This is a genomic window from Exiguobacterium sp. s168 (assembly GCF_018619035.1).
In the GTDB taxonomy this organism is placed as follows: domain Bacteria; phylum Bacillota; class Bacilli; order Exiguobacteriales; family Exiguobacteriaceae; genus Exiguobacterium_A; species Exiguobacterium_A acetylicum.
Map to the genome: position 1 here is coordinate 173,384 of NZ_JACSNE010000002.1, position 14,200 is coordinate 187,583.

Genomic DNA, 14,200 nt, shown 5'->3' on the forward strand with positions numbered 1-14,200 from the left:
CACTGTGAAATTCAGCCATGTTTTGGTAAACGAATCGTAAATGTCGTTCCTTTCTGTTCTTCTGAAGCGACTTCGATTTCACCGTGGTGTAGGTCGACGATATGTTTGACGATGGCTAGTCCGAGACCCGTTCCCCCGGAATTACGGCTTCGTGCCTTATCGACGCGATAGAAACGTTCGAAGATCCGTTGGGTTTCTTTCGGATGAATGCCAATTCCGTCATCTTTGATGATGAGCTGGACAGACTCTTCTCCATCCTCAAGCTGAATCCAGACGTTGCCACCGTTCGGCGTATAATTCAGCGCATTCGCAACCAAGTTGACGACGACCTGTTTTAATCGATTCAGATCTGCCCGAATGAAGACTTCTTCTTCCGTTTCGATATGAATCGTCATCTCTTGTTCTGTTGCTCGTCGGTGCAGGAGTGCTGCAGTTTCCCGAACGAGACTCGTCACATCAACGATTGCGGTCTCGAGCTGATAGTTATCTTGTTCTAAACGAGAAAGCTCGAGCAAGTCTTCCACCAATGTTTGCATCCGTTCCGATTCATCGTGGATGATCCGTAAGAACTGCTCTCGGATTTCCGGAACATCTTGTGCACCATCGAGTAACGTTTCCGCAAATCCTTTAATGGACGTCAATGGTGTCTTTAATTCGTGGCTGACATTCGCAACGAAATCTTTACGCATCTGTTCCAGCTTTTTGATTTCCGTGATGTCGTTAAAGACGACGGTCGTTCCCTGCACTCGACCATTCTTATCGAAAATCGGAGCAGCACTGACCATGAACGTCCGACTGTTGATGCCGAATCGGACACTCGATTGTTTCCGGTTCGGTTTTTCCGTCAGATAGACATCTTCAATCACCTGGCTCATCTTTTCGTTTGGAAGTACACGATAGTACAGCTTCCCGCTAGACGGTTCATGAATATTGAACATTTCTCGGTACGTTCGGTTGACGAGTAGGACGTAGCCCTTCTCATCAATCAGCATGAGACCAGCTCCCATGTACTCGATCAAGGATTCGAGACGTGCCCGTTGCATCGCTTCACCAGACGATGCGTTCTCGAGATTGCGCGCTAATAGATTGATGGAGCGCCCTAAATCGCGTGATTCGTCAGGTGCCGATAACTCATAGACACGGGACTTGTAATTTCCATGTGATAGTTCGTGCAAGACATCGGTTGCCTCCGCGATCGGTCGCAGGAATCGTTTTGTCGAACGATAAATCGTCAAGAAGATAACCAATAACGACGCAACGAGAGAAAGGATGATGACCGTCCAAATCCGTGAATAAATGACGTTCAAGTCTTTTGCATAACGAATAAAACTGACATACACCTCACCACCGTCCGCTGTCGGAACAGGCTTCGTGAATTGAACGACACTATCATCTGTTTTCGATTCAAACGTTCCCTCATCAGGAATCGCTGAAAAATTGAGGGTCGCGACTTTCAGTTTCGTGACATCAACCGGTGTACCGGCAATGATCTCACCCCGACCATTAAATAAAATCATGTCGAAGTTCGATTCAGCGTACAATTGATTCACGTACTGGGCCATTTCAGAAACATCGCGCCCTTGTAAGATCGTCTCAACAAGAGAAGTCTCATCCATCAATTTTTCTTTTTCATTTTGGACATAGAACTCCTTGAAGGATTGTCCAAGTAAGAAACCGAGTGCAATCAGCACGAGACTGATGAACGAAAACATTTTAAAGATAAATCGCTTGCGATACTTACTCATTCCGATTTCGGCTCCTCCATCTTATACCCGAGACCACGAATTGTTTTGATGTAAATCGGTTTTTTCGTATTCGGCTCGATTTTTTCACGGACATGACTAATATGCACATCCACGATTCGTGTATCGCCGACGAAATCATAGTTCCAGATTGCGGATAACAGTTGATCTCGTGTCAGGACACGTCCCTTATTTTTAGCAAGGTATACGAGCAGTTCGAATTCTTTAGGTGTTAGTTCAAGACGCTCTTCTGCTTTGAAAGCTTCATAGTTATCTGGAACGATTTTGACATCACCAATCAGAATCGTCCCATCCGTCACTTCTTCCGAAGGTGTTGTCTGATGACTCATTCGTCGTAAAATTGCTTTCACACGGGCGACGACTTCACGTGGGCTAAATGGTTTTGTCAGATAATCGTCCGCACCGAGTTCAAGACCAAGGACTTTATCGAACTCATCATCCTTTGCTGTCAACATCAAGATCGGCGTATTGATTTTCTGTTGGCGTAGCCGTTTACATACTTCCAGACCATCGAGTTCCGGCAACATGAGATCTAGTACAATCAATGCGGCATCTTGCTTCTCCGCTAATTTTAAACCTGACATCCCATCATGTGCCGTTTCGACGACGAAACCAGCTTGTTCTAGATTAAACTTCAATAGTGTTGCGATCGACAATTCATCATCTACCACGATAATTTTATCTTTCAAACCTTGCATCCCCCTCAAGTTTCGTTCTTTCGAATGAGGAATTCCGTGGAATCCGCTTCGTCTGTCTTCATCTTACCGACTTTCACAGGAAAATCACAAATCTTTCTGCTGTTTCTTTACATAATCTTTAAAGGAGATGCCGAATCCAACTAGATCGTTCGTGTAAAAGCTAATAAAACGGGGAATCAATACATATCGTTAATTGTAGGAGGTAGAATGTATGGAATGGAATCATCCCCTTTTTGCAGCCATTACGGCATGGTTTATCGCTCAAGCAGCGAAGCTTGTCACAAGTTTGGTACGGACACGAAAGTTCGACCTGGAAATCATGTTTGCTTCTGGTGGTATGCCTAGTTCACATAGTTCGACTGTCGTCGCTCTAGCCGTTGTCATCGGTTTTCAGGAGGGGTTCTCATCATCGATTTTCGCACTGGCCGTCATCTTTGCGACGATCATCATGTATGATGCGACAGGTGTCCGGCAAGCTGTCGGTGTTCAGGCAAAACTACTCAATGATTATTTCAAAGGGATTCGCCATGAGACTCCTCTCCTGAATGAGCTCGTTGGTCATACCGAGTTTCAAGTGTTCGTTGGTCTCCTGCTCGGACTAGCCGTCGGTCTTCTATGGCCCGTCTTCTTTTTTTAATCCTATGATGTACAACAGCCCATCCAAAAATCGGATGGGCTGTTTGAGTATGAGATAGCTTATGGTTTCAAGACGACCTTGATACATCCATCTGTCCGATCATTAAATGTCTGATAGGCAGACGCAGCATCATCTAGTGCGACTTGGTGCGTTACGATATCTGTTGGATCAAATTCCTTGTTGATGATTTTCTGGAACAGTTCCGGCATTAAATGGACGACTGGTGCTTGTCCCATTTTCAGCGTAATATTTCGGGTAAAGAAATCGCCAAGCGGGAACTGATTATATTTCTTAGCATAGACGCCCGTCAACTGTACAGTACCAAATTTCCGGACAGCATCCTTTGCAATATCAATGGCACTCAACGTTCCACCTTGCAGACCAATCTTTTGTTCAATTTTTTCTACAGGGGACATCTTCCCATCAAAACCGACACAATCAATGACGACGTCTGCCCCACCCTGTGTCAGCTCTTTAATATACGCACCACTTTCTGCGTGATCTGAGAAATTCACTGTCTCGACTTTATTCGTGACTTTGGCATGATTTAATCGATACACTTGATCATCCACCGCAATGACTCGCTTTGCCCCTTGCATCCATGCAAATTTTTGTGTCATTAGTCCAACTGGTCCTGATCCGAGTACGACGACCGTATCTCCTTTTTTCACACCCGCATGCAAGACGCTCCAATACGCCGTAGGTAAAACGTCAGATAAGAACAATAATGCCTCATCTTCCAGTTCACACGATTCAGGAATCACAAGTGGCATGAAATTTCCGAACGGAACTTTTAAATATTCCGCCTGACCACCGGGATGTCCACCAAACTCTTCTGTAAAACCGAAGTACCCACCTGTATCGACATGGGGATTTCCGTTCGAGTTATCACATTGGCTCTCCATGTCATGTTCACAAAAGAAACAGTGACCACAAGCAACGTTAAACGGTAACACGACGCGGTCTCCTCGTTTGACTTTCGTCACACCTGGTCCCACTTCTTCAACGATGCCCATCGGTTCATGACCAATGACATAGTCTTTGTGAGCCGGCATATTCCCCTGATAGATGTGTAGATCCGAACCACAAATGGCAGTCGATGTGATTTTTACGATGATGTCATCGTTTTTTTCAATCGATGGATCCTTTACTTGCTTGACTTGGACATCTTTTGTTCCTTGGTACGTTACGGCGCGCATGTAAAATCCCCCTTAGTGGAATAGAATGACGTACCTTTGTCCTTACCCTAATATTAGCATTCTCTCTACATGTTTATTAAAATTGGAACTTTTCTCCTACATGTATCCTATGCTATGAAATAAGACATTCTACACAATTAGCACAGGAATGAAAGGAGGCACTCGCGTGGCACGCTGTACTGTTTGTCGTCAAAATTGGTCTGCTCGAACAATCTATCGATTAATCTGGTCTGCCCATGTAACTTGTCCACACTGTCAGAATCCGCAGCACCTACATATGGAGCATCAAGGTCACTTCCTCCGGATTGGTTATTTGGTTCCTTGGCTAACGTTCCTTCTTATACTAGTCTGTCCTTGGTATGCTAAGTTATCGCACTATGCTTCTCCTCATCGGTTATGACGAGACAAAAAAGACGAACTTGTCGAAAGTGACAAGTTCGTCTTTTTTAAATTCAGGATTTTAATAAGTCGAGTACAGAGCGGACAGTAGATGCAGAGCGATTCAAAGCCTCTTGCTCCTCAGTCGTCAGTTCGAGTTCATAGATATGCTCGACACCGTTTCCGCCGAGAATGACAGGTACGCCGAAATACATATCGTCATATCCGTATTCACCTTCGAGGTAAGCGATTGCCGGAAGAATACGTCGCTGGTCCTTCAAGATCGCTTCGACCATCTCAGCGATTGCCGCTGCAGGTGCATAATAAGCAGAGCCGTTTCCGAGTAACTGAACGATTTCACCGCCGCCTTTACGTGTTCGGTCAACGATCGCATCTAACCGCTCCTTGGATATCAGTTTCTCGATTGGAATGCCTCCCGCCTGCGAATAGCGCAGTAGTGGCACCATGTCATCCCCGTGTCCGCCGAGTACGAATCCCGATACATCCTTTACAGAAACGTTCAGTTCCTCTGCTAAGAATGTCCGGAAGCGTGCTGTGTCGAGGACACCGGATTGACCGATGACACGCTCTTTCGGAAAACCAGATGCTTGATAGACCGTATACGTCATCGCATCGACCGGATTCGTCAAAACGATGATGATCGATTCCGGTGCATGCGCAACGATTTCCTTCGTCACAGCTGTCATGACGGCAGCATTCGTACTCACGAGGTCCTCGCGGCTCATACCCGGCTTCCGAGCGATACCGGCAGTGATGACGACGATATCCGCACCGTTGATGTCGGCATAGTTCGATGTCCCTTTTACTGAAGCATCAAACCCGAGGATCGGCGCTGCCTCTTGCATATCGAGCGCCTTTCCTTTCGTCGGATTCTCTTGCTCGGGTCGGTCGACGAGGACGACATCTCCTAGCTCTCGCTGAGCAAGATAGAGTGCTGTCGTTGCGCCCGTAAAGCCACTTCCTATGACTGCGATCTTCTTCCGTCTGTTCATCGACTCATTCCTCCTGATCGGATTACATGTTTTTGATGAGTTCGTCCGCGAATTCAGAACACTTCACTTCAGTCGCACCATCCATGAGACGTGCGAAGTCGTATGTGACGACTTTCGATTCAATCGATGTTTCCATCGATTTGATGATGAGATCTGCCGCTTCGTTCCAGCCGAGGTGACGGAACATCATTTCGCCTGACAAGATGACAGACGATGGGTTGACTTTATCAAGTCCAGCGTATTTCGGTGCTGTACCGTGAGTAGCTTCAAAGATCGCATGACCTGTCATGTAGTTGATGTTTGCTCCAGGTGCGATTCCAATACCACCGACTTGTGCTGCAAGTGCATCCGAGATGTAGTCACCGTTCAAGTTCATTGTCGCAACGACATCGAACTCTTTTGGACGAGTCAAGATTTGTTGTAAGAAGATATCAGCGATTGAGTCTTTCACGATCAACTTACCAGCAGCTTCTGCGTCTGCTTGTGCTTTATTCGCAGCATCTGTTCCTTCTTCTTCCTTGATGCGATCGTACTGGTTCCAAGTGAAGACGTGCTCTGCGTATTCACGCTCAGCAAGTTCATAGCCCCAGTTTTTGAAAGCACCCTCAGTGAACTTCATGATGTTTCCTTTATGAACGAGCGTCAATGAAGCACGTTTGTTTTCGAGTGCATATTCGATTGCTGCACGAACAAGGCGTTCTGTTCCCTCTTTTGAAATCGGTTTGATTCCAAGACCAGATGTCTCAGGGAAGCGGATTTTATTGACACCCATTTCGTTTTGAAGGAACTGGAGCAGTTTTGCAGCGCCTTCGCTGCCTTCTGCGTATTCGATTCCTGCGTAGATGTCTTCAGTATTTTCACGGAAGATGACCATGTCTGTATCTTCTGGGCGTTTAACCGGTGAAGGAACACCTGTGAAGTAACGAACTGGACGAAGACATGTGTACAAATCAAGCTCTTGACGTAGAGCAACGTTCAACGAACGGATTCCGCCGCCAACTGGTGTCGTCAGTGGTCCTTTGATTGCGATGATGTGCTCACGGATGAGATCGAGTGTCTCTTCTGGTAACCAGTTGCCTGTTTTGTTGAATGCTTTTTCACCAGCGTAGACTTCTTTCCATTCGATTTTCTTCTCACCGTTGTATGCTTTTTCAACTGCTGCATCAAACACACGTACAGCTGCGTTCCAGATGTCAGGTCCTGTTCCGTCACCAATGATGAACGGAATGATTGGAGCGTTTGGAACTTGAAGTGTACCGTTAGTTACTGTGATGTTTTCGCCTTGAAGTGTAGCCATGTCTAAAAATCCCCCTTAAGTAATTGTAATCTACATCAAAAATCAGGAGAGGATTGCTCCTCCCCGTCCTTTTAACGTTCTTCGATGGACACGTATGTCCGGTGCGTTTCACCCGTGTAGTCTGCACGCGGGCGAATCAGACGGTTATCGCTATACTGCTCTAAAATGTGCGCCAACCAACCTGACATCCGACTTACTGCAAAGATTGGAGTGAATAGTTCTGTATCAAGTCCAAGTGCATGGTACGTAGAAGCGGAATAGAAATCAACATTTGGTTTCAATCCTTTTTCCGATTGGACGATTTCGTCAATCTTAACTGACATCTCATACCATTTCGGCTCCCCGATTTGAGCAGTCAGCTGACGACTCATTTCTTGAAGGTGCTTCGCACGTGGGTCGCCGTCCTTGTAGACACGGTGACCGAAGCCCATGATTTTTTGCTTGTTCTCAAGTTTATTATGAACATACTCGTCAACCTTTTCAACCGAATCAATTTCTAACAACATCTTCATGACGGCTTCGTTCGCGCCACCGTGAAGTGGTCCTTTTAATGCGCCCATCGCTGCCGTCACACCTGAGTAGACGTCAGAGAGTGTCGCGACACACACGCGTGCTGTGAACGTCGAAGCGTTCAACTCGTGGTCAGCGTGAAGAACGAGCGCTTGGTTAAAGGCTTTTTCTGCAACTTCCGTTGGCTCTTCACCCGTCAACATGAACAAGAAATTTCCTGCGTATGAAAGACCTGTTTTAGGTGCGATCGGCTCTTGTCCTTTTTTGATACGAGCGTAAGCTGTGACGAGTGTTGCGATTTGTGCCTGTAATTTGATGGCTTTAGCGTAATTCGCCTCAGTCGACATATCTTCCGATGTCTCATCGTAAAGCGCGAGTTGAGAGAGCGCTGTTCGAATCGTCGCCATCGCATTCGCCGACTTCGGTGCTGCCTTCATCGTTTCAAGAACGGCAGTCGCAACCGTTGCTTCGGAAATAAGTGCTTCCGATAGTTGCTTCAATTCCTCTTCTTTTGGTAGACGGTCGTTCCACAACAAGAAGACGACTTCCTCAAATGAGGCGTGCTCCGCCAAATCATCAATCGTATAACCGCCATACGTCAACTGACCATCGATGATCGAACTGATTTTCGATGAAGTCGCGACGATTCCTTCTAAACCTTTAGTTTGCGTCATGACAATAATCCCCCTTTTTTTCCCCAGAAAATTAAAACGCTTTCATTTCCGTATTGAAAAAAAGACGTCCACTCAAGAGTCGTTCCCCATGCTTGTAGCGCTGTACTCTTGAATAGACCATCTTGTTTCTGTTCTTAGTATAAACAAAAATACCCAAAAAGTGAATGAACTTGCATACTATTATCAAAAAATTAATTCAGTTACTTTGCTGATTCAGCTCATCCTGTGAACGCTTTTGCGATGACATCCCACATTCCGATGACGAGCGCCGCGATTCCAGCACCAATCAATGGTCCGACCGGTACCCCACGGAAAAGTCCTACTGCAAGAATCGTTCCAGCTAGCAAGGCTGTCGTCACGAGTGGATCTTCTTTCATTAGTCCAACACCGTGTGCCGCGACGATTGCAACAAAAATTCCTGATAAAAATGAGATGATGCCGATATGTCCCCGAATACTTTGGAGCAACTCCTTAAATCCGATATCCCCTGCTGCAATCGGTACGAGGATCGCTGCCGTGATCAATGTGACGCCCCACGTGATTCCTTTTGCCTGCAAGGAAGGAAACAGTCTACCATCCAGCCCGATTGCCTTGATGATCAGCAGGAAGGCTGCAGCAATGATTAATGATTTATTTTGTGCGATGACCCCGATGAAGACGAGGGCAATCAAAAAAAGATAAGCTTCCATACGTCCTCCTCATACAAAAAAAGACGGACATGACCTAAGTCACGTCCGTCATGAATGGATTATGCGTTATATAGTTTACCTGTCAATGGATCGATTGAGATCATTTGACCGTCTTTGAAGACTGTCAATGCATCTTCGACACCAACGATGACTGGTTTACCGAGTGATGGTCCAACGATTCCAGCATGGCTTGTCAATCCGCCATCAACTGTGATCATCGCTGCAGCCATCTCGATTGCAGGCATCATGTCACGATCAGTTGAGTTCGTAACGAGGATCATGCCTGGCTTCGCTTTCGCGTTTGCTTCTTCTGCGTTGTTTGCGATGACGACTTCGCCAACGACTCCACGCTCACCGATTCCACGACCGTTTGCGATCTCTTTACCGACGATGTGGATTTTCAACATGTTCGTTGTACCAGCAGTCAAAGCAGGGATACCTGCTGAGATGACGACGAGATCACCATCTGTGACGAAACCAGCGTCTTTTGCTGTGTCCGCAGCAAGTGTCAACATGTCATCCGTGTTGTCTGAAAGATGATCAACGACGATTGGGTACACGCCCCATACGATGTTCAACTGACGTGCGACACGTGCGCTTGGTGTAACAGCGACGATGTTTGGCTCTGGACGGTATTTCGAGATACGTGCAGCCGTGTAACCTGATTGTGTCGGTGTCAAGATTGCTTTTGCGTCCAAGTTGATTGCAGTGTGCGTAACCGCTTGAGCGATTGCATCCGTCACTGTGTGCTCACTACGTGTCTGACGATCTTTCAACAAGAGCTTGTAGTCGAGCATTTTTTCTGTACGTTTTGCGATCGAGTGCATCATTTGGACAGATTCGATTGGGTAGTCCCCTGCTGCTGTCTCACCTGAAAGCATGATTGCATCCGTACCATCAAGAATCGCGTTCGCGACGTCTGATGCTTCAGCACGTGTTGGACGTGGGAAACGTTGCATCGAGTCAAGCATTTGTGTTGCTGTAATGACTGGTTTACCGAAGTCGTTACAAAGCTTGATTAAGTCTTTTTGAGTTGGTGTGACTTCTTCCGTTGGAATCTCGATACCGAGGTCACCACGCGCTACCATCAAACCGTCCGAAATCGCAAGGATTTCTTCGATGTTATCGACACCTTCTTGGTTCTCGATTTTTGGGAAGATTTTGATGTGGCTCGCGTTGTTTTTCTCAAGCAATTGACGAATCGCAACGACGTCTGACGCACGGCGTACGAAAGATGCCGCGATCAAATCGATATCGCTCTTGATACCGAACTCGATATCCGCAATATCTTTTTCTGTCAAAGCAGGAAGGTTAACCTTTACGTTTGGCAAGTTAACGCCTTTTTTCGTCTTGATGACACCTTCGTTTTCGATTGAACAACGAAGCTCACGGTTCGGAAGTTTTTCAGTGACACGAAGACCGATGAGACCGTCATCAAGCATGATCATCGAACCAACTTCGACGTCATCATAGAGTCCTTCATACGTGACTGAGAATTTATCTTTCGTTCCGACGATTTCGTTTGCGTCTCCGCTAACGATGATGACTTCTTGACCACGTTCGAGAAGCGCTTTTCCTTCTTCAAACGAATGTGTCCGGATTTCTGGTCCTTTCGTATCAAGAAGAATCGTAACAATTTTGTTTGCTTCTTTCGCTGCGCGGCGGATATCCGTGATACGTGCGCCGTGTTCTTCATAATCGCCGTGTGAGAAATTCAAACGAGCGACGTTCATACCTGCTTCAATCATTTCTGGAAGACGTTTTTCTGACGCCGGTCCAATCGTACATACAATTTTAGTTCTACGCATATTCCATAAACCTCCTACGGTGTTTGGCCAAGTTCTCTTGTCCATTCCAATCCTATCGACGTTCGTTAAATCGAAAGCTGTTTTGAAAGCTCGAGAATATCAAGATCCAGCTCATGTTTATTTTCGTCGAGTGCCTCATCGATATCGAGATCGATCATCTTACCACCACGTACACCTACGACACGTCCTTGTTTTCCTTGAAGTAGGATTTCGATGGCATGCGCTCCCATCCGACTTGCAAGTACACGGTCCGCTGCCGTTGGTGCTCCACCACGTTGAACGTGACCAAGAACCGTGACGCGTGTATCGAGACCTGTTTCTTTTGCGATCGCGTCTCCCACGTCCTGGGCACGGCCTGCACCTTCAGCGACGATGACGATTGAGTGTTTCTTACCGCGATTGACACCACTTTGAATGCGATCGAGGACTTCTTTTAAATCTTCAGGACGCTCGGGAACAAGAATCGATTCTGCTCCACCAGCAAGTCCTGCATATAATGCGATATCACCCGCATCGCGTCCCATGACTTCAATGACATACGTCCGCTCATGCGACGATGCCGTATCACGGATTTTATCGATCGCTTCAAGCGCCGTGTTGAGCGCTGTATCAAAACCGATCGTATAGTCCGTTCCAGGAATATCGTTATCGATCGTACCTGGAAGTCCAATTGTCGGGAAGCCAAGTCCCGTCAATTTTTGGGCACCACGATACGACCCGTCTCCGCCTACGACGACGAGTGCATCAATTTCAAATTTCTTAAGATTGACAACCGCTTTTGCTCGTCCTTCTTCTGTACGGAACTCAGGGCAACGTGCTGAACGTAGGAACGTTCCACCTCGTTGAATGATGTCACCGACTGACCCAAGGTTCAACTGGACGATGTCCCCGTTGATTAATCCTTGATAACCGTTATAGACACCAAATACTTCTAAGCCATGAAAAATCGCTTTACGCGTGACAGCACGCACCGCGGCATTCATACCTGGTGCATCGCCGCCACTCGTTAAGACAGCAATCCGTTTTAAACTCACGTTAATCACCTCTCCATTAATCTGAATCTAAAATAGCACGTTGTTTTCTTGTTTTACAACAGGGCAGATTGCATAAACTTTCACTTGTTTTTTCATTACCGATTCCGGAAATGAGGAATATCAATCATGATAGCGATTACATGGTGCTTATGTGCCAATTTGGTGATATTTTTCGGTCCGCTGATCAATGAGCTCTTCCTTGGTCAGGTGAACCAATGATTCGAGCTTCTGTACCAATACAGTTTTTAATTTATCCGCCTGTAATGACACATCGAGATGCGCCCCTCCGACGACTTCTGGAATGATGGCATCCGCGATCCCGAGTCGTAATAAATCAGGTGCTGTGATCTTCATCGATTCTGCCGCTTTCTCCGCAAGACTTGCATCTTTCCATAACAATGCTGCAGCACCTTCGGGAGAAATGACCGAATACGTTGAATTCTCGAGCATCAAGAGTTGATCACACACTCCGATTCCTAAAGCACCACCTGATCCACCTTCACCGATGACGATTGAGATGATTGGAACCGTCATACCAGCCATCTCAAACAGGTTTTTCGCGATGGCCTCACTCTGACCACGTTCTTCTGCTGCACGTCCTGGGTAAGCCCCTTTTGTGTCGATGAACGTAATGATCGGTCGATTGAATTTCTCTGCTTGTTGCATGAGACGTAGTGCTTTTCGATACCCTTCCGGATGTGGCATCCCGAAATTACGACGAATGTTTTCTTTTGTATCTTTTCCGCGTTGATGACCGATGATCGTCACCGGACGACCATTCAGTGTTCCGATTCCACCGACGATTGCCGCATCATCATATCCATGACGATCGCCATGCAGTTCGATAAAATCTTCACAAATGGATTCAATGTAATCGAGTGTCGTTGGACGTTCTGGATGACGTGCCAATTGAACACGATTCCACGCTTTCATATTCCCGTAAATATCGAGTTCTAACCGATGAAGGCGTTCTTCAAGAAGTTGGAGTTCTTCCTTGAAGTCTAGTCCTTGTGTTTCCGCCATATCATGGAGCTCAAGAATTTTTTCGCGTAACGCGATGACTGGTTGGTCAAATGGTTGCATGGTTCGTTCCCTCCGCATGTAGCTTTAAGATTCGCGTATAGTACGTTTTCAGATCATGTCGTGATACGACATCGTCCAGTTGACCTGCTTGTAATAAGAATTCTGCTGTTTGGAAATCTTCCGGTAGTTTTTCACGTATCGTCTGTTCGATGATCCGTCGACCTGCAAACCCGATCAACGCCCCCGGTTCAGCGATGTTAAAGTCACCGAGCATCGCAAAACTTGCTGATACCCCGCCGGTCGTCGGATGAGTCATACAAGAAATATAAAGTAATCCAGCATCTGAATGCTGTTTTAAGAAGAGACTCGATTTCGCCATCTGCATGAGACTAACCATTCCCTCTTGCATCCGTGCTCCACCTGAAGCGGAGAAAATCGTGACAGGTAGACGATGTTTCGTTGCGTAACGAACCGCTTCAGAAATCGCAGCACCAACCGCTGCACCCATCGAACCCATCCGGAATCGTGCATCCATGACACAAGCGACGAGTGGGTGACCATTCACATTCCCGACGCCACAGACGATCGCTTCCTCAAGACCCGTTCTGACTTGGTCGCCCTTTAATTTTTCCGGGTAATCCTGGAATCCAAGCGGATCCGCTTGAACTGCCGGTAAGTCGAAATACGTCACCGAACCTTCATCGAATAATTGCGTAAAACGTTCTTGCGCGGTCAACGGGTGATGATACCCACATGAACAGACACGTAAGTTCGCCTCCAGTTGTTTCGTATATTGGATTAATTTACATTTCGGACATTTCGTCATTAGGCCTACTGGCACATCGACACGCTGCTCCTTCGAAGTCAGCGTGACGAACTTTTTAGGTTTTCGAAAAAATGCTTGCACGTACAGTTCCCCCTTGTCATCCTATGGGCGGTTCAAGAGTTGTTCCCGTTCCGCCTGCGTATAGAGTTCCCCTTGACCGAAGCTTTTATGGAAGGCATTGACTTGTCGCCAGATTCGTTCAAACAAATCGTTATCGACCGTCTGAATCAACGTCTCACGAAACGCTGCATCGGATGATACGACTGGTGCAAGCACCGAAAGGTCATCCAGCTGCGCGAGCGCTGCTTGCTCAAGCAAGCGGAGCGTTCCTGCCAAGTCTTCGAACTTCGAATCGCCAGTCACTAAGAATTGAGCGATGATTTGAATATAGGTATGATCGTCACGGTTCAATAGAAAGCTTCCGCCTCCATGTCGTGTCTCGACGATCCCTAAATAAGCGAGCGTCCGTAATGCTTCTCGTACGGACGGTCGACTGATGGATAGTCGTTCTGCCAGTTCCCGTTCCGATGGAATACGGTCTCCTGGAACTAATCCATCTTGTTCGATCATCAATTTAATCGCCGCGATATTGGCTTCAAACGCATTTCGTTTCTTCTCCATATCGATACGGCACCACCTTTCTGACCCTTC

The 14,200-nt window shown here is 46.7% G+C and carries 13 protein-coding genes; 1 reads left to right on the forward strand and 12 read right to left on the reverse strand.

From position 1 onward, the window contains the following. Nucleotides 1-11: 11 nt before the first annotated feature. Both pnpS and KNQ15_RS02295 read right to left on the reverse strand, forming a co-directional pair. On the reverse strand, nucleotides 12-1,745 hold the full coding sequence (gene pnpS / locus KNQ15_RS02290) for a two-component system histidine kinase PnpS (protein ID WP_047393555.1): 1,734 nt from the start codon (nucleotides 1,743-1,745) through the stop codon (nucleotides 12-14). Further along, nucleotides 1,742-2,461, reverse strand: a complete 720-nt coding sequence (locus KNQ15_RS02295; protein WP_029342329.1) for a response regulator transcription factor — start codon at nucleotides 2,459-2,461, stop codon at nucleotides 1,742-1,744. The genes pnpS and KNQ15_RS02295 overlap by 4 nt, the downstream gene beginning before the upstream one ends. Before the next feature lie 211 nt (nucleotides 2,462-2,672). Here KNQ15_RS02295 and KNQ15_RS02300 point away from each other — a divergent pair, with 211 nt between their 5' ends. Beyond that, the gene (locus KNQ15_RS02300) at nucleotides 2,673-3,098 is read left to right on the forward strand and encodes a divergent PAP2 family protein (protein ID WP_047393552.1); all 426 of its coding nucleotides are present in this window, start codon (nucleotides 2,673-2,675) and stop codon (nucleotides 3,096-3,098) included. 59 nt (nucleotides 3,099-3,157) lie between these two features. On the opposite strand, the gene KNQ15_RS02305 is transcribed toward KNQ15_RS02300, so the two are convergent. The 10 genes from KNQ15_RS02305 to KNQ15_RS02350 form a co-directional block, all read right to left on the reverse strand. After that, the gene (locus tag KNQ15_RS02305; protein WP_047393550.1) at nucleotides 3,158-4,297 is read right to left on the reverse strand and encodes a zinc-dependent alcohol dehydrogenase; all 1,140 of its coding nucleotides are present in this window, start codon (nucleotides 4,295-4,297) and stop codon (nucleotides 3,158-3,160) included. A gap of 452 nt (nucleotides 4,298-4,749) precedes the next feature. Beyond that, nucleotides 4,750-5,688: a malate dehydrogenase gene (gene mdh, locus KNQ15_RS02310; RefSeq protein ID WP_214727539.1), complete on the reverse strand. Its 939-nt coding sequence runs from the start codon at nucleotides 5,686-5,688 to the stop codon at nucleotides 4,750-4,752. 22 nt (nucleotides 5,689-5,710) lie between these two features. Beyond that, nucleotides 5,711-6,985: an NADP-dependent isocitrate dehydrogenase gene (gene icd, locus KNQ15_RS02315; RefSeq protein ID WP_149427711.1), complete on the reverse strand. Its 1,275-nt coding sequence runs from the start codon at nucleotides 6,983-6,985 to the stop codon at nucleotides 5,711-5,713. A gap of 71 nt (nucleotides 6,986-7,056) precedes the next feature. After that, nucleotides 7,057-8,169, reverse strand: coding sequence for a citrate synthase (gene citZ, locus KNQ15_RS02320; RefSeq protein ID WP_053454034.1), 1,113 nt, complete (start codon nucleotides 8,167-8,169; stop codon nucleotides 7,057-7,059). Between the two features lie 218 nt (nucleotides 8,170-8,387). Then, nucleotides 8,388-8,858 carry a DUF441 domain-containing protein gene (locus KNQ15_RS02325; RefSeq protein WP_023469036.1) on the reverse strand — a complete coding sequence of 157 codons (471 nt, stop codon included), beginning with the start codon at nucleotides 8,856-8,858 and terminating at the stop codon, nucleotides 8,388-8,390. A gap of 59 nt (nucleotides 8,859-8,917) precedes the next feature. Further along, the gene (pyk, locus tag KNQ15_RS02330; RefSeq protein WP_023469037.1) at nucleotides 8,918-10,666 is read right to left on the reverse strand and encodes a pyruvate kinase; all 1,749 of its coding nucleotides are present in this window, start codon (nucleotides 10,664-10,666) and stop codon (nucleotides 8,918-8,920) included. 65 nt (nucleotides 10,667-10,731) lie between these two features. Further along, nucleotides 10,732-11,700, reverse strand: coding sequence for a 6-phosphofructokinase (gene pfkA / locus KNQ15_RS02335; RefSeq protein ID WP_029342336.1), 969 nt, complete (start codon nucleotides 11,698-11,700; stop codon nucleotides 10,732-10,734). Nucleotides 11,701-11,847: 147 nt separating this feature from the next. Further along, on the reverse strand, nucleotides 11,848-12,783 hold the full coding sequence (gene accA / locus KNQ15_RS02340) for an acetyl-CoA carboxylase carboxyl transferase subunit alpha (RefSeq protein ID WP_023469039.1): 936 nt from the start codon (nucleotides 12,781-12,783) through the stop codon (nucleotides 11,848-11,850). Next, nucleotides 12,770-13,630 (reverse strand): acetyl-CoA carboxylase, carboxyltransferase subunit beta, encoded by an 861-nt coding sequence (accD, locus tag KNQ15_RS02345; protein WP_023469040.1) that lies wholly within the window; start codon nucleotides 13,628-13,630, stop codon nucleotides 12,770-12,772. Before accD ends, accA begins: the two co-directional genes overlap by 14 nt. 21 nt (nucleotides 13,631-13,651) lie before the next feature. Continuing rightward, entirely contained in the window at nucleotides 13,652-14,170 is a 519-nt protein-coding gene (locus KNQ15_RS02350; RefSeq protein WP_050677654.1) for a FadR/GntR family transcriptional regulator, read from the reverse strand. Nucleotides 14,171-14,200 lie beyond the last annotated feature (30 nt).

Bases quoted from the DNA above. Each gene is read 5' to 3' on its own strand.
- pnpS (WP_047393555.1), bottom strand. From the start codon at position 1,745: ATGAGTAAGTATCGCAAGCGATTTATCTTTAAAATGTTTTCGTTCATC.
- KNQ15_RS02295 (WP_029342329.1), bottom strand. From the start codon at position 2,461: ATGCAAGGTTTGAAAGATAAAATTATCGTGGTAGATGATGAATTGTCG.
- KNQ15_RS02300 (WP_047393552.1), top strand. From the start codon at position 2,673: ATGGAATGGAATCATCCCCTTTTTGCAGCCATTACGGCATGGTTTATC.
- KNQ15_RS02305 (WP_047393550.1), bottom strand. From the start codon at position 4,297: ATGCGCGCCGTAACGTACCAAGGAACAAAAGATGTCCAAGTCAAGCAA.
- mdh (WP_214727539.1), bottom strand. From the start codon at position 5,688: ATGAACAGACGGAAGAAGATCGCAGTCATAGGAAGTGGCTTTACGGGC.
- icd (WP_149427711.1), bottom strand. From the start codon at position 6,985: ATGGCTACACTTCAAGGCGAAAACATCACAGTAACTAACGGTACACTT.
- citZ (WP_053454034.1), bottom strand. From the start codon at position 8,169: ATGACGCAAACTAAAGGTTTAGAAGGAATCGTCGCGACTTCATCGAAA.
- KNQ15_RS02325 (WP_023469036.1), bottom strand. From the start codon at position 8,858: ATGGAAGCTTATCTTTTTTTGATTGCCCTCGTCTTCATCGGGGTCATC.
- pyk (WP_023469037.1), bottom strand. From the start codon at position 10,666: ATGCGTAGAACTAAAATTGTATGTACGATTGGACCGGCGTCAGAAAAA.
- accA (WP_023469039.1), bottom strand. From the start codon at position 12,783: ATGCAACCATTTGACCAACCAGTCATCGCGTTACGCGAAAAAATTCTT.
- KNQ15_RS02350 (WP_050677654.1), bottom strand. From the start codon at position 14,170: ATGGAGAAGAAACGAAATGCGTTTGAAGCCAATATCGCGGCGATTAAA.